The following is a 20,769-nucleotide window of genomic DNA, read 5'->3' as shown; positions in this document are numbered from 1 at the left end:
GATGTTGACTTCGCCTCGCTGACGCTTCGGGTTATGAAAAAACAATGCCACACACAAAACGCAACGTCAAAACGCGTCAGCGAGGGAAAGATGATGTTGACTTCGCCTCGCTGACGCTTCGGGTTATGAAAAAACCAATGCCTCACGCAAAGTGCAACTTCAAAACGCGTGAGCGAGGGACGCCCCCAACTCCCACGACGGCCCTATTTGGGGCGAACCCCAGACGTCAAGGGTGCGAGGCCAAGTCTGGCAAAGGTTTGACCGATCAGCCAAACCTCAGTTCGTTGCTGGGCGATTGTCCGCTGTCGCATTTTCGACGATAGATCCCCAGTTTTTGAAGTGTGAGCAACGAGACGTAGGCCGGATTCAAGTACAGGTAACGTCTCCACAGGCGGCCCGGCTCTCGCGTCAAGCGGAAGAACCATTCCAGCCCGTTCTTCTGCATCCAAGGTGGCGCCTGTTCCAGCATTCCTGCGTGAAAGGCAAAGGCGGCACCGACTGCGATGAGGGGCATCGAAAGATGTTCTTTCATTTCGTAGGCGAAGATTTCTTGGCGGGGGCAGCCTAGGCCTACGAAGCACATCTGGGCACCGCTCGCTCGGATTTCTTCCGCCAATTCGTCTCTTTCATCCGGCGTCAATTGCCGGAACGCAGAGGCTCGTTTGCCGACGATGCGGAGCCCCTCAAAGCGTTCGCACAAGCGATCGGCGAATTGCTGAAGCATGTCTTCCGTGGCACCAAACAAGAAGATTGGCACATCGTCTTTGGCGGCTTGGGCACACAGGCGAAGCGTCAGTTCGGGACCGTAGACGCGGTCTGACAACGGAGGGCCGTCGAACGATTTGCGATGCAAACGGTTCAAGGCCCAACGAACCGGTTGCCCGTCTGGACAAACCAAATCGAACTGGTTGAGCCGGTAGTGATGCTCTCGGTCCAGCACGCCAGTCATCACGCCATGGACCGCCAAGGCGGTGACCGCCATGGGGGAATGGTTCTTTGCAGCGGTGATGATGCGATCCACAGCGGATTCATAGTCGATCGCGTTGACGCCAATGCCCAACACGTTGTGTTGTCCGTAGTCCAACATGGTTTTGATCAAGTGGTTGCAGGTTGTGGCACGGGAGCGTGCGGTATAGCGAGTGTTTGCGATTGGTCCAACATGGTTCGCACGTCAAAGTCACGGGCAAATTTGGCGAGCGCCCAACGCATGAACGAAAGCTTCGTTTCGCGTTTCATTTTCATGCCGGGGAAATATGCCATGTCGGAGTCATCCTCGCACCCGAGGAAGTCGGGCGGGTGAAGCAGCAGCGAAGGCGAGGTGCCGGTCATCCGGCAAAGTCGGAGTGCCGATGTGAAATACGTCTTCGCCGCCATCACGCTGAAACTGGCCAGGAAAGTGACATAGCTGAAGTGAATGGGGGCGCGCAGGAACGGCAGCGTGGTGACTGGGATTTCTTGCAGCGGACGAAGCTCACCGTCTACCTCTTCCCGCCGCACAAAGGGGCGATTCGGATTTCGCATCGAATCGAATCCGCCGTATAGCTTCTTTGCCTTTTCCCGCTGTTCTCCTTTTAGATCTGTGCGAGCCAGGAAAACGGCACGTGCGATCGGGGCCACTGATGTTGGGAAGATGGAGGCATCGTAGGTGTATTGGTTGCGAATCAGGACTCGCAAAACTTCCGTCGGGCAACTGAAACCTGGGCCGCGAAAACCGAACGGGCGTGACCCGATGGTCGAGACGATTCGATCGTGCGTCGTCATGATTTCCGATTCAATTTCGGATTCGCTCATCGTATGCATCCACGGCAAATGATTGAGCGAATGATTGGCGGCTTCCCAGCGAGGGAGTTGGTCGAACGTTCGGATCGCCTCGACGTCCGATGAGTTCTGAAGGTCTCTCCCGACCAAGAAAACAGTCAGCGGCAGTTTCAGTTCACCGAGCAAATCAACGATTCGTTGCGTTGCCAGGGGAAGGTAACTCGACGCGGATTCCCAGTCCTCTCGTCCGGCGGCGCGGAGGTAGGCCCATTTATTGTCCAGATCCATCGACAGGCTGCCGATCAACGCTTGCGTCATCGTGCGGCATACCCCGAGGATCGTGGGGGCTGAATTTTCAATGCGGACTCGATCGCGCGGATGGCGCCCATCGCGGATCGTTCCGGGGTGTAATCTTGGATGTCTTTTTGAGCGTTGATACGCATCGCAGCAATCGTGGCATCGTCACTGCTGAGGTAACGATCCAGTGCCCCGGAAAGATCCAGCGTTGAATCCGACGCACCGGTGGCCAGCGGATCGTACTGCCATCCATTGCGTCCATTTCGAACCAGGGTCGTGACGGATTGTGCATAGATGCTGCCGATGATCGGCAATCCCGCGTGCATGCCTTCGTTGGTGACCAGCAACCATTCATCGGCCAGGGTCGGCGCGATGATCGCCCCGTGATCACGCATCAATTCAGGAAGCTCTGCAGCAGGGCGGTTGCCCAGCACATGAATCGTCAGGCCAGGATCAATGGCCGCGTTGTCGTTGGTGTGACCACCCGCTGCCAGCGTATCGAGTTCAGCGCGGCAGGGTCCATCGCCGACAAAAGTGATCTCAAGGGACTCTTGATTGGCTGTGCAGAAATCACTGGCTTGGCGAATCAAAGGCAGGACTCCCTTTCGCTGTGAAAGCTGACCGATGCAAAGCAGACGCCGCCGCGTTTGGGATTCGGATGGCCGTTCCGCACTCGAGGAATGGTTCCGATCGTCGGCCGCGTAGGGCAAGTGAAACAACTGCTCGTCTTTGGCACCCAAGCCCAGCAAAACTTCGCGACAGGAGGGGCCGTTGTAGGTGATTGCGTCGGCCGAGCGAATCAGACGGCGACGCGCCCAGGTGCGAAGGCGTCCGCGTCCTTGTTCCGTGTGTTCGCTCATGAAAGTCGCGAGGACCAACCGGGCTCCGGAACGTCGGCAATAGCGAGCGGCAGCCAATGATCGGGCGCCCAATTCGTGTGAGATGACCACATCGGGTTGAATGCGTTTGAGTTGCTTCAGAGTGTCGTAGGGAACGTGCACAAAGAGAGGGTCGTCGAATCCGGCTTGGGCGTGCCGCCATCGCCGTCGCAGTGTGATCGTTTTTTGGACCTCGACGTTCAGTCCTGACCAATCCAGTTCAAAGTTGCGGTTGGGCTCGATCGGCGTGCTAAGCAAGATTTGAAAATCGCGAATTCGCTTGGTGATCTCTTGCAGCACTCGGACTTGATACAGCGGGATGTAGTGCGTGAGAAAGACGGCTTTGGTGTCCAGGACCGAGTTGGCCGAGAGAGGCCGGCCCAGAGTTTGAGCCTGGGGTTGGTCGACGCTTTGGCCAAGCGTCTCGGTCTCTGCAGAGCATCTCCTTGCCTGCGAATCGTTCCCGGAGGACCCGATCGGCGAGTAAGTGTGTGATGAGTCGTCGGATTCAGGATTCGCGGGCAAAACGGCAGACATATTGAGAGTCTATTCGCCGCCACGCCCCGTCACGGGCACAACGACAGTTTGAGCGATGAGTCGGAGATCTTGAAACAAACCCAATGGGTCGATGTAACGAAGATCCATCCGCATCCAATCATCGAACGTCACGGCTTTTCCCTTGTTGACTTGCCATGTGCAAGTCAGTCCGGGGCGAACATCCAGGCGTCGACGGTGCCAACGTTCGCAGGCTCGACTCTCGTGCCAGGGGAGTGGTCGTGGCCCCACCAGAGACATGTCGCCTTTCAACACATTAATCAGTTGAGGCAATTCGTCCAAACATGTCGCTCGCAAAAAATGGCCAATTCTGGTCACACGCGGGTCGCGAGAGATCTTGAATGCAGGCCCATCGCGATGGCTTTCGGCACGCAATTCAGCCTGAAATTTCTCTGCATCGACGATCATCGTCCGGAGTTTCAAGATGGTGAACGGGCGACCGTTCTGGCCTTCTCGAGTTTGCCGAAAAAACGCAGGCCCGCCATCCGTCCATTTGATTACCGCGGCAGCAGCGAGAATTGCGGGCCCCGCCAGAGTCAATCCAATGCCGGCACCAGCGATATCGATTGCGCGTTTGAGGCAGAGTCCAGCACGACTAGGTTGTGGGGCCGTGCCTGCGAGAGAGAGGTCATCAATCGAGGATTGCACGCCGCTATGCGAGAGCGTTTTGGGGGCAATTGTCGCAGCGGGATCCGGCGTGGATTCCGCCAAACGGACCCAATCCTGTTCGGCATCGGCGGGATCGTCTTTGCGACGACTGCCAGCGCGACGATCGCCCTGTCCACTGCCGTTGGAATCGTTGTCTTCGCTGAAGCCGTTGGGGTCATGGACTTGAAGATGCAGTCGCACTTCCAGGCCAGCGGCAGAGGTCAAGCGTGAGACTCGGTCCAGGACTGCGCGACCACCCATTTCAGGTGTGTCCACGAGCAGGACGCCGTACCGAAAAGTTGACAGGATTCCCTTTTCATCTGTCACGCGGAGGTTGCGCAGCAGGAGGTCGACGAGTTGGCGGTTTTGCTTATTCGTGTTGCGACGCGTCGAACCAGCTTTGGTCAGCAATTCCACCGTCAGCAAGCAAAAGGGGATGGATCGCCGAGTGGCTCTCAGGCGTTCGCGATTCAGTTCGCGATCGAACTGGCGAGACGACAGCAGCAAAACACGCCGGCGACCGAGGGAAGCTTCATCCTTCCATCGCAACAAGCGTTCGCGTCGTTCTTTCTTCAAAAATTAAAAAAAGTTGTTTTTTCCTAGGTGCGAGTCTTCGCCCGTTCAAGCTTCTCTGGCGTCATCCGTTTGGTTCGCGGCGAATTTCGGTTCGAACCGCAACACAATCGATCGGGATTAGCGAGGCATGGGAGCGTTGAACGTTTCCGTTGTTTCGTTCATGGCGATGGTGTCGCCATTGGGCACGCCGGCTGTGACCGGCTCATTGATTTCCGTCGGCTCCGGTTCGTGCTTCGTGTCGCCCAGGTCTGAGTCGCTGGCAGAATGCGCAATGTCGTCAGGTTTGGGGCTTCGCCGAACTTTGGCCGCTTTGTTACGCGGAAACTCTGAGCGAGAACCGCCGGCGGAAGAGACGGGAGAATCTCGCAGGATCGCTTGGAGCAATCCCAGGCTCAGACCGAGCAAGAGACCGACGATCGACAGCAAGCCACGCATCGGGCCGGATTTCTTGAGATTCAGCGTTGCGTCTTGGATCACGCTGACATCGGACATTTGCAAGTCGTCCAGATCAGAGTTGACGCTCGCTTCTTCGAGGGATCTTGCGTGTTGGCGATAGATATCCTCTGCCAACTCCGCTTCCCATGTCAGTTCAGCCAAGCGAGTCGAGTCTTCGTTCAAGCGTTGCAGATCCAGTTGAGTGGCGGCCAGGCGTTCGCTGACCGCATCTCTCCGGCTCTTCAGTCCGACCGCTTTGGCGCGAATGGTTTGGAACTGGGTTTCGAGTTCTTGGTAGACCGGGTTGATCGCTTCGCGTCGTTCTTCACGATCTTCTCGCTCAGCGTTTGCGAGTTGAGCGCTCTGCTGCATCTTTTCTTGCAGCAATTTGTAGCGAGGGTGGTTGGGACTGACTCGGGCCAGCTCCTCACCGTCTTGAATCTGCACGTCATAGAGTTGGCTGCGCATTTGGTCGCCGGCGGCGTTGGCGATGCCGAGGGTGACTTCGACCGGGACCCACTCTTTGGTCCCGTCCAATTGGCGACGGAGTTCTTCGGCTTGGCTGATCGCTTCGGCGAGTTCGCTGTCAGCGGTGTTCAGTTTCATCTCGAGATCGATGATTCGTTCACGCAGGGTTTCTTCTGCGGAGGCGGCACTGAGCCATCCCATTTCGTTTCGAGTTTCTTGCAGTGCACGTCGCGTCGCGAGTGCCTCTTCGCGACTTTCCTTGACGCGTTTTTCAAAGAATGATTCCGAGCCATCGACACTGTGAGCTTCCACGTGATAACGACCGTATTCGTCCATCACGGCTTGCACGATGGATTGGACCAGCAGTGGGTCATCACCCTTCCCGTTCACTGCGACCGTGTAGCCGTTTTTTGCGATTTGAACGTTGATGGCCTTGGAGACCTTCTTGATCGCTTGTTCCCGATCCAGTTGTGTTTGGTATTGCTCGGGGCTCAGTTCGCCGACGGTTTTGCCTTCGGACTGAGGCAGCCAAGAAACGAGTGAGTGGTCTGATTTCAAGAACGCTTGGAAGTCGTCCAGGCCGCGGTCGATCCAGGTGCGAGGTTCATTGATTTTTTCGATCCCGATGCGTTCGACCGCGCGTTCGGCGATTTCGCGGCTGCCGATCATTTCACCGATGCTGACGACTTCCGCTGTGCGGCTTTCCTGCATCGACACCGATTGATTGGTTTTGGTGGTTGGGTCCACGGCCAGAGCGCCACGTCCCAAGCGAACGTACATCAATCCTTCGCTGCGGTACTGATTGGGCCAAACAATCAAAACCGCCAACACGGCGACGGTCACCAAGAGAGTGGTGAAGATGATTGAGGGCAACCGCCGACGGAAGGACTGCAGGACCTCGCCTGGAGTCACCATGGCCCAGGATTCGGAGGGGGGCGAGGGGGACCACGACCCGGCGGAGAAATGGGGCGAACGTTTGTTCAAGCGACTTGCTGAACTGGTCGAGTTCAGGTCTGGTTGGGATCGGCTCACGGGCAGCTCCAGGCACATCAGGGGCAACGGGCAATGGTTACAATTGGCCCAGTAGTCAAAATGCCTACAACCAGCATCAACCTCCGATTCCGTTCAGTGTGTGCATTCCGTTGCTTTGGTCAGGCATCTTGATCAAGTTGTAGTTGCCCGACCGAAAAATGTAGGGTGGAATTTAGCTAAAATTGCCTAATGTCTGGGTGGAAACCACCATTGGGTTGGTTTGGGCGTTGATTTTTACCCAGTTGTCTTTTTGGTTTTTCAAGTTGTTTTCTCGCGAAAGTGTCCTGAACGCATGTCCTCACGTGTACTTGAGCCTGTTCCGGAGGATCCCGCCCTGGATGTCGTCGCTTACCAAGCGATGGATCACCGGCAGGTGAATACGACCTTCGTCGATGACCTTCTGCTTGGGGGGAAGGTCGGGCCGCGGGTCATTGATCTGGGCTGCGGGCCAGCGGAGATCCCGTTGATATTGAGTCAGCGTTATCGCGAGGCCGAGGACGCTGGCGGATTATCTGAGCAAAATTTCGCTGAGGACCGGTTGGAGGTCATGGCGGTCGATTTCAGCGTGGAGATGCTGGAGGCGGCACAGTTTGAGATTGAACTGGAGGGCATGCAGGATCTCGTTCACCTGCAACAAATTGATTTGACAGATCCCGAATGCCTGCAAGAGGATTTGGCGCAGACGATTCTCAGTAACACCGTCTTGCATCATTTGCCTGATCCGATCACTGCGATTCAGGCCGCCGTTCGAGCGCTGATGCCGGGCGGGCGTGTGTTCATTAGCGCTTTATTTCGACCCCACAGCGAAGCGGAAAACGAGCGATTGGTGAAGTTGCACGGGGGGACGGAGACAGAGGTCGACGTTCCACCGGAATACGCGCCGTCTCAATTGCTGCGGCAATCTTTGTGGGCGGGGCTGACGTTGCAGGAGGCTCGCGAGATGGTGGGCCGCGTCGGGATTCCGGAGGAGGCCATTCAAATGACGAGTGATCGACACTGGACGCTGGATTGGACGATGCCGGTGTGAGCCAGGTCAGTTTGGTATTGCATACCGAGTCGGTTGCGATTTAGCCAACAGAGCAAGCCAGAGGAGGCTGGAGCCAACAGTTGGGGGCAAAGACGGATGCTCTCCAACCGCTTGCGCTGTTATCCTATCGGGATTCGGCGAAAGAGTTTCGCTGGCAATTTCAGATCGCACGAGACGCTCATGCAAGGCTATTTGCAACTCCTCGACGAAGTCCTGCACAATGGGGTCGATCGAGATGACCGCACCGGCGTTGGCACCCGGAGTTTATTCGGACGCCAAATGCGGTTTGATTTGGCAGACGGGTTTCCTCTGCTGACGACCAAAAAACTACACATCCGTTCGATACTGCACGAGCTGTTGTGGTTTTTGCGTGGCGACACCAACATTGGTTATTTGAAGGAAAACAAAGTCTCGATCTGGGACGAATGGGCAGACGAGTCCGGTGATCTTGGACCCGTGTACGGGCACCAATGGCGAAGCTGGGAGGGAGCGGACGGGCAAACGGTCGACCAGATCACTTGGGTCGAGAATGAGATCCGCACCAACCCGCGGTCTCGGCGATTGGTCGTTTCCGCTTGGAACGTGGCGGACGTGCCGAAGATGGCGTTGCCGCCCTGTCACCTGTTGTTTCAGTTTTATGTTTCTGGTGGACGGCTGTCGTGTCAGCTTTACCAACGGAGTGCCGATTTGTTCTTGGGTGTGCCGTTCAACATTGCCAGCTACGCGATGTTGACCTCCATGATGGCTCAGGTCACGGGATTGAAGCCGGGCGAATTCGTTCACACGCTGGGGGACGTGCACCTTTACAGCAACCATTTTGAGCAGGCTCGAGAGCAGCTCATTCGAACACCGCGGGCTTTGCCGACCTTTCATATCAAACGCGAAGTGTCGACCATCACCGAGTTCCAGTTTGATGATTTTGAACTGCAGGGGTACGACCCGCATCCCCACATCAAGGCGCCGGTGGCCGTTTAGGAAGTCGGAATGCCTGAATTCAGCTCTCGCCCCGATCCCAGTTCGCCTGTGGCCGGGAACGCCGGCACCCCTGCTACGAACCAGTCCACTGAGCCCGGATCGACTGGCACCGCTGCCCCTGTGGATGCGAGCTCGCAGCCCCGGTGTGATCTGCCCTTTGCGGGGAATGGTGCCGGACGCAGCATCACGGCGGTTGTCGCGGCGACGCCGGATGGTGTGATCGGCGACGACCAGGACATGCCCTGGCGTTTATCTTCGGATTTGCGTCGGTTCAAGAAGACGACCATGGGCGGCGCTTTGATCATGGGCCGCAAAACGTTTGTGTCGATCGGTCGCGTTCTGCCTGGCCGCCAAACGATTGTGCTCACGCGGCAGGCAGACTGGCAGTTCCCGGGAGCGCAAACCGCATCTGGAGAACAGGAAGCGATTGCATTGGCGGAAGAGCGGAGGATTTTCGTGGTCGGTGGAGGACAGATATACCGGCAGTGGTTCCCGTTATGCACTGATTTGTGGTGGACCCGTGTTTGGGCCAAGGTATCCGGGGACACGCGAATCGATTTGCCGTTGGATGAATTCGAGTTGGTGTCTCAGAGCTCGTTTCCGGTCACCGAGAAAGATGACTACCCGACGGATTGGTTGCGGATGCGTCGGCGTGTGCAACCTGTGAAAAGGCCGAATCCGCAGCCCTCCGTTGACGTTCCATAGCGATGAAATCGTCTGGCGGCGACCCAATTGTCCGCCTTGAGGACATAAAAATAGCAGCGTTCTCAAGAAAAGTCGGATGAGATTTCAGTGTGACCGCGACACTCGCCGATGCATCCAATTCAACGTTGTTTCAGGGCTCTGCTGGATGTTTTGGGACAACATTGAAGTGGGGATGTTAAAAGATGACGACTTCCCCGAAAAAAATTCCGGAGTGCTTTTGTCGCTTCCACTTGAGCAAAAAGGGGGCCGACTGCTATAGTCCGCGATCCGCTGGCGAAGACGCACCCGCGTTCCATCGCCATCCAGCGCTTCTGAAGCGCGACAACGCACAGAAATCTAACCTCCTTCGCAGCTGCTCTCGGAGTATCGCCATGCCCCGTCTGATGGGCGTCGACATCCCCAACGACAAACAGATTCAATATTCGCTGACGTACCTGTATGGCCTCGGGCTGTATCGGGCTCGTGAGGTGTGTGAGAAATTGGGCATTGACCCTGCTTCACCTGCCAGCGACATCAGCGACGAAGATGTGGGTCGCATCGCCGCCCTTCTCGAACGAGATTATCTCGTCGAAGGTCCGCTGCGTCGTCAAGTGACTCAAAACATCAGCCGCATGCGGGAGATCAAATCCTACCGCGGCATCCGGCACCGTGTCAGCTTGCCTGTTCGTGGGCAACGCACCAAGACCAACGCTCGGACCCGCAAAGGGCCTCGCAAGACGGTCGCTGGTAAGAAGGGCGTCAAGGATCTGCGATAGTCGCAGGTTTGTCTTGATTCCATTTTCCTTCCTTTCCCCATTCATTGATCTGTTTGAGAAGTTTCGGTGGCAAAGACCAACAATAAAAAACGCATCCGCAGAAACGTGAGCAACGGTGTTGCTCACGTCCACGCGACATTCAACAACACCACGGTGACCATCACGGACACCAAAGGTGACACGTTGTGCTGGGCCAGTGCCGGAACCAGCGGGTTCAAGGGCAGTCGCAAGAGCACCCCTTTCGCCGGTCAGTGTGCTGCTCAACAGGCTGCTGAAAAGGCAACCAAGTTTGGCATGCGTGACGTCGAAGTTCGCGTCAAAGGACCTGGTTCTGGTCGCGAAAGTGCAATCACTGCACTGCAAGCCGCTGGCTTGAACGTGAAATTGATCGAGGAAGTGACCCCCATCCCGCACAATGGTTGCCGTCCTCGCAAGAAACGCCGCGTCTAATCCCGCTGACGCCGCTTCGTTTCTGATCAACCCGATCCCGCATCCATCAAAGGCCCAACATGACCATGCATATCCGCTGGCGCGGAATGGAACTGCCCAGTTCGCTTGAAGTCGATCGTGACTCGCTGACCCAAACCTACGGCAAATTTTCTGCCGAGCCATTCGAACGCGGTTTTGGTGCCAGCATCGGTAACAGCATGCGTCGCGTGCTGCTGAGCAGTTTGGTCGGCAGCGCTGTCACCCAAATTAAGATCCGTGGTGCTCAGCACGAGTTCACGACCATTCCTGGCGTTTTGGAAGATGTCACTGACATCGTGTTGAACGTCAAGTCGTTGATCGTCAGCAGCAACACCGATTCCACGCGTGTGATCACCGTGGAACGCAATACGGCTGGTGTTGTCACCGGTGCCGATGTTCAAACCGATGCGGACGTCGAAGTCATCAACAAGGATCATGTGATCTGCACGTTGACCGACGACGTTCCCTTCATGATGGAAATGGTTGTGGAAACCGGACGGGGATACGTCCCCAGCACGGAACACAGCAGCGTGGATCACGAAATCGGAATCATTCCGATCGACGCGGTCTTCAGCCCCATCGTTCGTGTGCGTTACGAAGTCGAAGCGACTCGTGTCGGTCAAAAGACCAACTACGATCGTTTGATCCTCGAAATCTGGACCGACGGAACCATCAACCCAGAAATGGCGTTGACCGAAGCCGCCAAGATTCTTCGCAAGCACCTCAACCCATTCGTGCAATATCGCGAATTGGGACCAAGCATTTTCTCCGCCGCACGTGGTGGAGCTGGTTCGCCCGAAGCTCAGCTTGAGGCGAAGTTGAACATGACTCTCGCCGATTTGCGTTTGTCGGTGCGAGCCAATAACTGCTTGGAAAGCGAAAACATCATGACCGTTCGCGACCTTGTGCAGCGAACCGAAGATTCATTGTTGGAAGTTCGCAACTTTGGCGACACAACTCTTAACGAAGTGCGTGAAAAGCTTTCTCAGTATGGTTTGCACCTCGGCATGCGTGTGCCGAATCAGCCCCTGTTTTAAGCGGGGATGCACTGCAAACGCGGTGCAGCCCAACGTCTTCAGTCACCTTTCATTTCACTCCCATTCAATTTGACGGACTCGCGTCATGCGTCACCGCCGCAAAGGCCGCGTTCTCGGCCGTTCACCAGCTCACCGCAAAGCATTGATGCGGAACTTGTCTAGCGCCTTGTTCTTGACGGAACGAGACGCCAGCTTGGATGAAAATGCACCCAAGGTCCCAGGTCGTATCATCACGACTTTGGAAAAGGCCAAGGAAGTTCGTCCTTTGGTCGAGAAGTGCATCACACTCGCAAAACGCGCTTTGCCAGCCCTCGAAGAAGCCAAGAAGTATGAAACTTCGGCTGAACGTGGTTCGGAGGAGTACAAGAAGTGGCGGAAGAGCGAGGAATGGACCAAGTGGGCCGACGCTCGTGCTCCTTACGTCAACGCTCAACGTCGCGTCCTGCAATTGATTGGCGATCGCGAAGCCGTTGCGATTTTGTTTGACACCATCGCGGAGCGTTTTGTCGATCGTCCCGGCGGATACACTCGCATCATGCGTCTGGCCACGCCACGTTTGGGTGACGGTGGTACTCGTGCGATCCTCGAATTGGTTGGCAAGAACGACCGCGTGACTCGCTCGGCTCAGCGTCCTGCATTCGAACAAGACGCTCCTGAAAACGAATCGGCTCCCGAGGCAGAAGCCAAGACTGAAGAGGAAGCCGCTTCCGCTAGCTGAACGGCGGTTTTCGACCAACGAACAAGAAAGCAGTCCCTGATGGGGCTGCTTTTTTTGTGCGCGTTCACTTGGGTGAGCGCGTGGCAGGGACTATTCTCGCAGGCATTGGTGCTCGGTTTGAATGGGCGTTGACGTGTGTTCTCGAGGTTGGTCATCGAAGGTGATGAGATGGACATGATGAATCGAATGTCGGCTTGGTGGGTGTCTCGGATTTTGCTGGTGCTCGCAGTTGCCCATGGGGATTGGATGGGAGCTTCTCTGGGGGCGGCTGAGTTGGTTCGAGTGGATCGAATCTGGGATCAGGCTCATCACAATGCCTTCACCGATTTGGCCCGTTTTCAGGGTCATTGGTTCTGCGTTTTTCGCGAAGGCACACGGCATGTCTCGGACGACGGTGCTTTGCGGGTGCTGCGAAGCAAGGATGGGATGAAGTGGGAATCGGTGGCGTTGATTGAAAGTGACATCGCTGATTTGCGTGACGCGAAGTTGTCGGTGACTCCTGATGGGAAGTTGTTGCTCAGTGGTGCGGGAGCCCTGCACGACAAAAGCGAGGGGAGTCACCAATCTTACAATTGGTTTTCCGATGATGGCGTGACTTGGGGGAAGGCTGTCGCCATCGGTAGGATCAGCGATTGGCTTTGGCGAACGTCCTGGTCGCCTGCGGGCAAGGCTTATAGCATTGGGTATCGCACGGGAGTTCCCGAAGAACGGGCGGTTCGCCTGTATGAGAGTGAGGATGGCCGTCAGTACGATGTGTTGGTTGATAACCTGATGATGGACGGTTATCCGAATGAAACATCGATCGTGTTTTCGAAGGACGACACGGCGTACTGTTTGTTGCGTCGCGACGCGGGCACGAAGACTGGCCAGTGGGGTGTGGCGAAACCGCCCTACACTGATTGGACATGGCACGACATGGGCGTTCGGATCGGCGGTCCACACATGATTCGTTTGCCGAATGGAAAGTTTGTTGCTGCGGTTCGTCTTTACGATGGAAAGGTTCGGACGTCGTTGTGTTGGATCCACCCGGAAACGGGGGCCTTGGACGAATTCCTAGCGTTGCCGTCGGGTGGTGACACGAGTTACGCAGGGATGGTTTTTCATGACGGTTTGTTGTGGGTGAGTTACTACTCGCAGCATGAATCGCTGGATCCCGAAGTGGAGACGGACTTCACCACGGCGATTTATATGGCACAGGTGAAGTTGGATTGAACGTTCAGCAGGAAGCCTCATTGATACTCATCGAATCTTCAAATGGACGCGGAGGCGTGCACGCTACAATTTGCGGCACAACTACTGTCTCTTTGTTTTTAAGCTGCATGACTGTTCGACGTTTTCTGTTGGTTTGGTTTGCTTGTTCCACGGCCGCGCTGGTGTGTTGCCCTGCGATGGCGCAACGACGCGATGGGCCTGATGGAGCGAGCAATTTAAAGCGTGATACCGCGATGGTTGTTTCAGCCGGCAAGAGAACCAAGCACGTCGTTTCGAGGGAGCGGGAGTCAGATGCAGCGGACGCTCCGCTGGATGGCGCGGATGGGCGTGATCTGTCCGTGCATCGATACAACCCGAAATCGCAGTTGAAGACGAAGGTCACGAAGCTGAGCCGGGCTGCTTTTCCGGTGGTCGACGTGCACACGCACTTTTTTTATCGGCTGCGAATGAACCGTGAGGCGCTCAAGGATTACGTGGGGGCCATGGACCGCAACCACATCGCTTTGTGTGTGTCGCTTGATGGAAAGCTGGGGTCTCAGTTTCAGGAGCAAAAGGAGTTCTTGTGGAAAGAGCACCAGGATCGATTTGTGTTGTATGCCAACGTGGATTGGCGGGGCGATGGGGCAACGGATGAGCCCGGTACTTGGGCGTGCCAAAGGGAAGGGTTCGCGGAGCGAACGGCGGAGCAATTGCGTGAGGCGGTTGAGCTAGGCGCCTCGGGTTTGAAGTTGTTCAAGCGTTTTGGGTTGGGGTATCGAAACCCGGATGGGTCGCTGCTCAAGATTGACGATCCTCGTTGGGATCCGATTTGGGCAGCGTGCGGCGAGCTTCAGATTCCGATCATCATTCACACGGCTGATCCGGCTGCATTCTTTGATCCGATCGATGAACGCAATGAGCGGTGGGAGGAACTGTCGCGGCATCCCGATTGGAGTTTTCACGGCGAAGAGTACCCCTCACGGGGGGAGCTGTTTGCAGCACGGAACCGGATGATCTCGAAGCATCCAAAGACGCAGTTCATCGGCGCTCACATCGCGAACAGTCCAGAGGATTTGGCATTGGTGAGTCAGTGGATGGACCAGTATCCGAATTTGTGGATCGAGCCCGCATCACGAATCAATGAGTTGGGCCGTCAACCGCGTGCAGCCAGAGAGTTCGTGATTCGGTACCAGGATCGAATTCTGTTTGGTACCGATGGTCCCTGGCCGGAAAGGCGTTTGAAGTACTACTGGCGTTTTTTTGAAACCGATGACGAGTCGTTTCCTTACAGTGAGAAAGAGCCACCGCCGCAGGGTTTGTGGCAGATCGATGGCGTTGACTTGCCCCCCAACGTGCTTCGTAAGTTGTATTATGAGAATGCTGCGAGACTGATCCCCGGCGTTCGAGAACGGGTGGAAGCGTTTGTGAAGCGGCATTCCTCGGATTGACCTCCAAGAGATAGCACCATGACCACGTCCCTTCAGAACGATCGCGAAATTCCGTCCTTGGACGCCAACGATGCCGAGGCTTTTTTTCGCGACCACTATGGTCCTGAACAGCCTGTGATTTTTCGTGGGGTGACGCATGCCGACGGTGGTGCCGAGGAGGTTTGTCGTGCGCTTTGTGACAAGATTTCAGTGGATGCCACAGTGACCGAACGATTTCTTTTGTATGACGTTCGGCAGGAGATGATTGATGACGTGTGCACCACTCCGCCTGTGGTGACGGAATCGATGAATCCAGACACCGCGTTTCTGCGTGACAATTGCGTTCGCGTTTGGTTCAACTCAGGTGGCCACACGACGCCTTGGCATTACGACGGTCACTCATTGCACGTTTTCAACTTGCAACTCAAGGGCAAGAAACGCTGGACGATTGTCGCACCTGAAACACCACTTCCCAACATGCCATTCTCGAAGACTTGCTTGTTCGAGGAAAATTCCTTGAAAGGCAAACGCGTTTACGAGTTTGATTTGAATGAGGGCGACATGGTGTTCTTGCCTCGGTATTGGTTCCACCATGTGCACTCGGTGGGCGAGCTGAACGTCAACGTGAATTGGGTGCTGATGCCAAAGCAGCAACCGGCGGCAACCAAAATTGCGGCTCGTGAATCGGAGATTCTGTGGTTGCTTCAGAAGACGAGAGGCGTGATGCCATCGGGAGTCAGGTGGATGCTGGACAACTTCGCAGGGGCTGGGGAGCCAGCGCTCAACACATTGACTCAGGAGGTGTCTGTTGGGCGCGGAATGAGTCGCGTGGCGAAGGAAGTGATTCGCAGCCCGATGGTGATCTTGGCGATCCCAACGCTGATTCGAAAAGCCAAGACCGTGATGAAGGGAAAGAAGATTCTCAGCGGTCTTTTGCAAACGAGTCAGGCCGCCCAGAAGGCGGCCTGATATTGAACTTCTATGATGAACTTAGCTGAGCGAATTAGGTTGTCAGCCGAGTTGATCAATGCTCGTGATCGAAGTCTGGCTTCTTGCCTTCGTATGCTTCATAGAAGGCGAAAATCGACTGCTCGAGAGCTTTTGCAGTCGCCGGGTCCGCGGACTGTTTCGCCTTCATTGCGTTGACCATGACCTTGTGAGCGGCCATCAGTTTTTTGCCGTAGGCGGGGTCGTCGGTCTTGATCCGCTGAGCCATGAAGTAGGCCGCGATGGTGTTTTGAATGCGAGTGGCGTGGTCTTCTTTTGTCGTTACCCATCGAACGGATTGGTTGACCGATTGGGCATCGGCTTTGCCAGCCAACGAGTTGATTTCGGTTTGCGCCTTGAAGATTGTATGTTCGTCTTCCAGCATTTCTTCGAAGCGGCGTTGGTCACCATAGATCCCGCAAGGGACTTGGCAGTGTGCGGAGGCGATCGTGGCAAAAACAAGTGTCAGGACGGTCGAGGCAAAAAAGCGATTCATGTTGTGATCCATTTCGGGGAGTGGCGAGTGAACATAAAGACCCAATGGGCACAAAATGGTTTGCACCACTCGGAAATTGTACCGGTTCCTGCTGCGGGTGCGGCAGTCAATTCAAGTCACTCGAAGATTGACGACAATTCGGATGTTGGCAGATCGGCAATTTTGGCGACCGCGTCCGCGTTCAGTCCGTAGTTGGCGACGGTCGAAAGGACCATTTTATGAGCGCGTTTGGGGGAAATCAGCAGTTCGATCCCAACGGCGAGTGGCGGGACGCCGCTGAGTGGATCCTGCCGCAGACGCATCAATTCGGGCTGAGAATCGCGGTAGCCATTCCGATGTCGAAGCCGGTTCATGCATTCACGCCAAACGGCGGCTCGTGAGCCAGTCCGCATGGCCTGGTCGAGCAGAGCTGTGAGAAACTGGTGAGATTGAACCCCTGCGACGCCCGAGGCAACTGGAGCCGTTTCCGGAACGGACTTGAGCGAAACGTTCACCAGGATTTCGCACAGATTAACTCCTGACAGCATCGCGTTGACCGTTTCGCCGATTCGCGGGTTGGCCTCGATGAACAGGTGTTTCTGAGTGGTTTCGTCGTAGAAGTATTCGACGAACAAGGCTCCGTGCCAGTCGAGTGATTCGCCTAGTTTGCGAACGTCCTCGGCAACTTTTTCGCGATGGGTGCTGACACGAACGATGGGGGCTCCGCCAACGCCACGTCGCAGTGACGTGGCATCATGCCAGGCGACCAAACGCCCGCGATCGAAGACGGCTTGCAGGATTGACAGTTCACCGGGGGCGGCAGATTGCAGGACGATCTCTTGGTTGGGCAGAGACCCGTTGCTTGCCGTTTGCTCTTTGATCCATTCACGCATCTCGGTGGAGTCATGGATGGCGACAACGCCTCTGCCTGCCGTTCCGTGAGCTGTTTTCAGAAAGCAAGGGAACTCGGATTGTGCAGAGCAGCCTTCGTGCAGTGACTCGGCGGATGTCCCGTCGATGATGCGAGTGTGCGGCTGCGGCAAGCCTAGTTCTTCCATCACGCGTGCGAAGTTGGCTTTGTTTTGCAGGCGGTCGATCGCATTCAAGGTCGGCAGCGCCACGCCAACATGGTTTTGAAGTGGTTCACGCACACGGCTGAGCAGGTAGGCTTGTTCATGCGTCGCGACCACAACGTCGTAGTGATGCTCGTCGATCAGTTCTTTCAGGCGTCGCAGATAGGCGATTGGGTCGGCGGAAGAAAGCGGGCATCGGTGCCAGTGCCGCACAAACGTGCTGAAGCGACCTTGGCTAAGAGCGGCTGAATCCATGACGTCGATCGTGTGCCGGCCGCCAAGGCAATGCAGCGTTTGGCGAGCCGATGTGCTGGATCCTTCCGTCAATAAGATGCGCCGCGAATTGCTCATCGCGATTCGATTTGCCGGAAGCGATCGATGACTTCCTCGCGAGTGAAGAACTTGCCCGCGCCACGGTTTTCAATTTCTCTGGCCAAGTCGATGACCATTTGGTTGTAAGGAGCCGTGGTGCCATTTCGCTCTGCCAAGCGAACGATCTCGCCGAGGGTGTGGTCGACTTCGGTGCCTTTGCCTTTGAGCAGGTCTTGGTACAGCGAGAACTGAATGGGGCGTCGGTTGAAGATCACTTTAGCTCCGGTTCCGACAATCGGTCCCAGCAAAGGCGAGTCGAGTTTTCCAAAGAAGCCACGTAGCTTTCGGATATCAGGGAGTTTTGGGATCCGGGCAAGTTTGACGCCTGCGGTGTCGAAGACTCGCAGGCATTCATCCGCCAGAGGTTTGCCAACGGCGCCACGCCAACCGCGGTGGCAGACAGCTTCGGTGATGAAGTTGGATTGCGAAAGCGAGGCCGCGTAGCCGGGCGAGTTGATGGCAAGTTTGTTGTACCGAACGCCTTCCACGTTGGCTTCTTCGAAGACGCGGAATCCCGTTTTTTCGAGTGTCTTTGTCGCCGCCGTGGCGGATGCGGCATTGGTGCCTTGAGCGTTGGGGCCGAGAACAATGGTGCCGTTGAATTGAAGGCTGGCGGTGCCGGGTTGGGGGACGGTCACATTCGTGGCGGTGATTCCCATGACCAAAAGTTGTTCGTCGACATGTTGCAACAAGGCGTCGTCGTTGAAGCCATTTTGAACCGAGACGACGATTGTGGAACCGAGGTAGGGTGCGGCGGCTGCGATGGCGTCCGCGGTGGCTTGAGATTTAACGGTCACCAGCACCATGTCCGAACCGGCAATGTCGGCTGGATCATCGGTGCCGATGACTTGAACGTCACGATCTGGCCAAGGCCCTTGCAGTCGGACGCGCCCAGAGTCGCGAATCGTTTGGATATGAGGTCCGCGGCCGAGCAGCACGACGTCGCAATTTGGATCGTTGTCGCGGATCAAACCGCCGAGCATGGTGCCGATTGCGCCAGCCCCAAGAACACTGATTTTCATAGCAGGATGTCGGTCATGAGAGATAGAAAGGGCCACGCGCGAACATTGGAAGGTCATCATAACGAGCGGGGGACGGCTCTTTAAGTGACGCCAATCGGGGGCAGTTGGCGGAGTTTTGGGAGGAACTCGGGATCGTTTGTGAGGCAGGGGTGTTTGTATTCTTCGAAGTTGCCTCGTTTGGAGGTCTTGTTGAGTCTCAGTTTCTCCCAGGTGCCTGCTGGGACTCGAGTCACCTGAATCGGGTCGATACGGCCACTGGCGCACTTGTCGGCGTATTCGCAATTGACCGACGACAATTGTCGTTGCAGTTCTTCACCAATTTGTTTGCAGCGTCTGGGCAGGGAAGCGTCGTCCAGGACCAGGTGATAACGCGGGCGTTCACCCAGTGTTGGTGCGAGCGTGAATGTACAGGATGGAAGGTTGAGGGTTTGCAGTGTTTGCTGCATCGCTTGCATGACCTGGTGTTCGCTGAGCTTTTCACCCGTGAAGCTGCAGAAGTTTTTGCCTTTGTTAAGGAACGACAGCATCGGTGTTTGGCCGCAGTAACCATCGCACCGAACCAGGTCGTGAATGTCATAGCGATACAGACCGCTGGCCGTGGTCAGCACGATGAAGTAGTTCTCGCCCACGGTCAGATCAGATGCTTCCAGCACATTGGGTTGGCTGCTATCGCGTTCGGATTCGGGGATGAATTCGAAATGGTGGCTGCTGTAATCGAGCATGCCAGAGGGCGAACCGTTCTGCAGTGGCACGGTCATGCGGCCTTCGCTGGCGGAGAGTCCATGGTCGCGGACGGCGACGTCCCCGTAGAACTCAGGCAATTGATTCAGGTAGATACCGACGGAGCCTCCCGTCCACACCGCCAACAACGTGAGGTCCGGCCAGGCGTCCTTGGGGTACAGGTGGCCGGTGCGGTCGACGATTTGTTGCAGTTGTCTAGCGCGGCGAGGGTTGGGGCGCAAACGGGATCGCAGGCGTTTTCGGATCGTATCGGGAATCGGTTGGTCGCCTGTCAGTGTGCCATCATGGATATCACGAATCAGGGTGTCTTTCATGGAGTCCGCAAACTTGGCGACTTCGACCAGCGTGCTCGGATTCGCGGTGACGATCTTGCCGACTCGTTCGCATGCCAGACTGAGTCGCAGCGCGGTGTAGTGCTTGGCGAGGTGTTCTGTGATTTGGATGACGCAGGAGGGGAGAACGAACAGCGAGCCGATGTAGAAAGGTCGCGTTTCCGCCGCCAGTCCGCTGATGTTCCCGCAGGGGGCACCGGAAGGCGTTTGGGTGACGTTCCAGTGGCTTGAGAACTGGAGCGATTTCATTTGCAGCAGGTGTGGGTAATCGCGGTAGACCCCCGTGCCCCAATATTGCCAGCCGGCTTTGTAGTGGCGGTAAAATTCTTCGGTGACCGGAATCATTTTGGGGTGATCGGTCGTGCCGGAAGTCGTGGCGAACATGACGACCTTGGTGTTCTCGGGGAACAGGGCCGTGGTCTCGCCTTGGATCACGCGGTCGACGTAGGGGCGAGCTGCTTCGTAGCCCGCGATTGGCACTCGTTTCCGGTAATCTTCGAGCGTGCGGATCTCGGAGAATCCATGATCCCGACCGAACGCGGTGTTCGCGTTTTGCCGGATTCGTCGAAGCAGGTTTTCTCGCTGGATTTCGCGTGCCCGGTCTGCAGTGGCGAGATAACGTTCCAGACGCCCGGTTTTGTATCGCAGCATCGACAGCCGCATCAGCGTCATCGGATCGGAAGGCATGTTGAGCGGGCTCCCTTCGGTCGGATTGATACCGGCGACTGAGAGCTGCCTCTAGTGTCGTTGGGGGGCGGCTGACCGTTTTTTCTGTGCTCCGCAGACACAAATGGGCAATCTGATTCGTCTGGAGCCT

19 protein-coding genes are annotated in these 20,769 nt (G+C 56.2%); 10 read left to right on the top strand and 9 right to left on the bottom strand.

Annotated features, from left to right (window positions below):
- Positions 1 to 265 precede the first annotated feature (265 nt).
- From ACF8AM_RS09700 to ACF8AM_RS09680, 5 genes are all read right to left on the bottom strand, one after another.
- Positions 266 to 1,087: a WecB/TagA/CpsF family glycosyltransferase gene (locus ACF8AM_RS09700; protein WP_392555444.1), complete on the bottom strand. Its 822-nt coding sequence runs from the start codon at positions 1,085 to 1,087 to the stop codon at positions 266 to 268.
- An 8-nt stretch (positions 1,088 to 1,095) separates the two neighbouring features.
- Positions 1,096 to 2,076: a polysaccharide deacetylase family protein gene (locus tag ACF8AM_RS09695; protein WP_392555443.1), complete on the bottom strand. Its 981-nt coding sequence runs from the start codon at positions 2,074 to 2,076 to the stop codon at positions 1,096 to 1,098.
- Positions 2,073 to 3,470 (bottom strand): glycosyltransferase family 4 protein, encoded by a 1,398-nt coding sequence (locus ACF8AM_RS09690; RefSeq protein ID WP_392555442.1) that lies wholly within the window; start codon positions 3,468 to 3,470, stop codon positions 2,073 to 2,075. Before ACF8AM_RS09690 ends, ACF8AM_RS09695 begins: the two co-directional genes overlap by 4 nt.
- A gap of 9 nt (positions 3,471 to 3,479) precedes the next feature.
- Positions 3,480 to 4,712, bottom strand: a complete 1,233-nt coding sequence (locus ACF8AM_RS09685; RefSeq protein ID WP_392555441.1) for a sugar transferase — start codon at positions 4,710 to 4,712, stop codon at positions 3,480 to 3,482.
- A gap of 117 nt (positions 4,713 to 4,829) precedes the next feature.
- Complete coding sequence (locus tag ACF8AM_RS09680) at positions 4,830 to 6,647, bottom strand: GumC family protein (RefSeq protein WP_392555440.1); 1,818 nt, start codon at positions 6,645 to 6,647, stop codon at positions 4,830 to 4,832.
- A gap of 292 nt (positions 6,648 to 6,939) precedes the next feature.
- On the opposite strand from ACF8AM_RS09680, the gene ACF8AM_RS09675 reads away from it, so the two are divergent.
- The 10 genes from ACF8AM_RS09675 (at position 6,940) to ACF8AM_RS09630 (ending at position 15,919) form a co-directional block, all read left to right on the top strand.
- Positions 6,940 to 7,674, top strand: coding sequence for a class I SAM-dependent methyltransferase (locus ACF8AM_RS09675; RefSeq protein ID WP_392555439.1), 735 nt, complete (start codon positions 6,940 to 6,942; stop codon positions 7,672 to 7,674).
- A gap of 180 nt (positions 7,675 to 7,854) precedes the next feature.
- Complete coding sequence (locus tag ACF8AM_RS09670) at positions 7,855 to 8,649, top strand: thymidylate synthase (protein WP_392555438.1); 795 nt, start codon at positions 7,855 to 7,857, stop codon at positions 8,647 to 8,649.
- Between the two features lie 9 nt (positions 8,650 to 8,658).
- The gene (locus tag ACF8AM_RS09665; protein WP_392555437.1) at positions 8,659 to 9,354 is read left to right on the top strand and encodes a dihydrofolate reductase; all 696 of its coding nucleotides are present in this window, start codon (positions 8,659 to 8,661) and stop codon (positions 9,352 to 9,354) included.
- 371 nt (positions 9,355 to 9,725) lie between these two features.
- Positions 9,726 to 10,109, top strand: coding sequence for a 30S ribosomal protein S13 (gene rpsM, locus ACF8AM_RS09660; protein WP_199169913.1), 384 nt, complete (start codon positions 9,726 to 9,728; stop codon positions 10,107 to 10,109).
- A 66-nt stretch (positions 10,110 to 10,175) separates the two neighbouring features.
- Complete coding sequence (rpsK, locus tag ACF8AM_RS09655) at positions 10,176 to 10,559, top strand: 30S ribosomal protein S11 (protein WP_392555436.1); 384 nt, start codon at positions 10,176 to 10,178, stop codon at positions 10,557 to 10,559.
- Between the two features lie 59 nt (positions 10,560 to 10,618).
- Positions 10,619 to 11,614 carry a DNA-directed RNA polymerase subunit alpha gene (locus ACF8AM_RS09650; protein ID WP_392555435.1) on the top strand — a complete coding sequence of 332 codons (996 nt, stop codon included), beginning with the start codon at positions 10,619 to 10,621 and terminating at the stop codon, positions 11,612 to 11,614.
- Between the two features lie 85 nt (positions 11,615 to 11,699).
- Positions 11,700 to 12,332: a bL17 family ribosomal protein gene (locus tag ACF8AM_RS09645; RefSeq protein WP_392555434.1), complete on the top strand. Its 633-nt coding sequence runs from the start codon at positions 11,700 to 11,702 to the stop codon at positions 12,330 to 12,332.
- A 168-nt stretch (positions 12,333 to 12,500) separates the two neighbouring features.
- Positions 12,501 to 13,544 carry an exo-alpha-sialidase gene (locus ACF8AM_RS09640; RefSeq protein ID WP_392555433.1) on the top strand — a complete coding sequence of 348 codons (1,044 nt, stop codon included), beginning with the start codon at positions 12,501 to 12,503 and terminating at the stop codon, positions 13,542 to 13,544.
- Between the two features lie 107 nt (positions 13,545 to 13,651).
- Positions 13,652 to 14,971: an amidohydrolase family protein gene (locus tag ACF8AM_RS09635; RefSeq protein WP_392555432.1), complete on the top strand. Its 1,320-nt coding sequence runs from the start codon at positions 13,652 to 13,654 to the stop codon at positions 14,969 to 14,971.
- A gap of 18 nt (positions 14,972 to 14,989) precedes the next feature.
- Positions 14,990 to 15,919: a cupin-like domain-containing protein gene (locus ACF8AM_RS09630; protein ID WP_392555431.1), complete on the top strand. Its 930-nt coding sequence runs from the start codon at positions 14,990 to 14,992 to the stop codon at positions 15,917 to 15,919.
- Between the two features lie 55 nt (positions 15,920 to 15,974).
- On the opposite strand, the gene ACF8AM_RS09625 is transcribed toward ACF8AM_RS09630, so the two are convergent.
- From ACF8AM_RS09625 to ACF8AM_RS09610, 4 genes are all read right to left on the bottom strand, one after another.
- Positions 15,975 to 16,433, bottom strand: a complete 459-nt coding sequence (locus ACF8AM_RS09625) for a superoxide dismutase [Ni] (protein WP_392555430.1) — start codon at positions 16,431 to 16,433, stop codon at positions 15,975 to 15,977.
- A gap of 116 nt (positions 16,434 to 16,549) precedes the next feature.
- Positions 16,550 to 17,836: an ATP-grasp domain-containing protein gene (locus ACF8AM_RS09620; RefSeq protein ID WP_392555429.1), complete on the bottom strand. Its 1,287-nt coding sequence runs from the start codon at positions 17,834 to 17,836 to the stop codon at positions 16,550 to 16,552.
- A complete protein-coding gene (locus ACF8AM_RS09615; protein WP_392555428.1) occupies positions 17,833 to 18,879 on the bottom strand; it encodes a ketopantoate reductase family protein in 1,047 nt (348 codons plus the stop codon). Before ACF8AM_RS09615 ends, ACF8AM_RS09620 begins: the two co-directional genes overlap by 4 nt.
- Before the next feature lie 80 nt (positions 18,880 to 18,959).
- Positions 18,960 to 20,639: a GH3 auxin-responsive promoter family protein gene (locus tag ACF8AM_RS09610; protein WP_392555427.1), complete on the bottom strand. Its 1,680-nt coding sequence runs from the start codon at positions 20,637 to 20,639 to the stop codon at positions 18,960 to 18,962.
- Between the last annotated feature and the right edge of the window lie 130 nt (positions 20,640 to 20,769).

This window comes from Rhodopirellula sp. JB055 (genome assembly GCF_043100905.1).
Classification (GTDB): domain Bacteria; phylum Planctomycetota; class Planctomycetia; order Pirellulales; family Pirellulaceae; genus Rhodopirellula.
This window is presented reverse-complemented; position numbering and strand designations above follow the sequence as displayed.

Coding starts and splice junctions, on each gene's coding strand:
- ACF8AM_RS09700 (WP_392555444.1), bottom strand. CDS start 1,087: ATGTTGGACTACGGACAACACAACGTGTTGGGCATTGGCGTCAACGCG.
- ACF8AM_RS09695 (WP_392555443.1), bottom strand. CDS start 2,076: ATGACGCAAGCGTTGATCGGCAGCCTGTCGATGGATCTGGACAATAAA.
- ACF8AM_RS09690 (WP_392555442.1), bottom strand. CDS start 3,470: ATGTCTGCCGTTTTGCCCGCGAATCCTGAATCCGACGACTCATCACAC.
- ACF8AM_RS09675 (WP_392555439.1), top strand. CDS start 6,940: ATGTCCTCACGTGTACTTGAGCCTGTTCCGGAGGATCCCGCCCTGGAT.
- ACF8AM_RS09670 (WP_392555438.1), top strand. CDS start 7,855: ATGCAAGGCTATTTGCAACTCCTCGACGAAGTCCTGCACAATGGGGTC.
- ACF8AM_RS09665 (WP_392555437.1), top strand. CDS start 8,659: ATGCCTGAATTCAGCTCTCGCCCCGATCCCAGTTCGCCTGTGGCCGGG.
- rpsM (WP_199169913.1), top strand. CDS start 9,726: ATGCCCCGTCTGATGGGCGTCGACATCCCCAACGACAAACAGATTCAA.
- ACF8AM_RS09650 (WP_392555435.1), top strand. CDS start 10,619: ATGACCATGCATATCCGCTGGCGCGGAATGGAACTGCCCAGTTCGCTT.
- ACF8AM_RS09645 (WP_392555434.1), top strand. CDS start 11,700: ATGCGTCACCGCCGCAAAGGCCGCGTTCTCGGCCGTTCACCAGCTCAC.
- ACF8AM_RS09640 (WP_392555433.1), top strand. CDS start 12,501: ATGGACATGATGAATCGAATGTCGGCTTGGTGGGTGTCTCGGATTTTG.
- ACF8AM_RS09635 (WP_392555432.1), top strand. CDS start 13,652: ATGACTGTTCGACGTTTTCTGTTGGTTTGGTTTGCTTGTTCCACGGCC.
- ACF8AM_RS09630 (WP_392555431.1), top strand. CDS start 14,990: ATGACCACGTCCCTTCAGAACGATCGCGAAATTCCGTCCTTGGACGCC.
- ACF8AM_RS09625 (WP_392555430.1), bottom strand. CDS start 16,433: ATGAATCGCTTTTTTGCCTCGACCGTCCTGACACTTGTTTTTGCCACG.
- ACF8AM_RS09620 (WP_392555429.1), bottom strand. CDS start 17,836: ATGAGCAATTCGCGGCGCATCTTATTGACGGAAGGATCCAGCACATCG.
- ACF8AM_RS09615 (WP_392555428.1), bottom strand. CDS start 18,879: ATGAAAATCAGTGTTCTTGGGGCTGGCGCAATCGGCACCATGCTCGGC.
- ACF8AM_RS09610 (WP_392555427.1), bottom strand. CDS start 20,639: ATGCCTTCCGATCCGATGACGCTGATGCGGCTGTCGATGCTGCGATAC.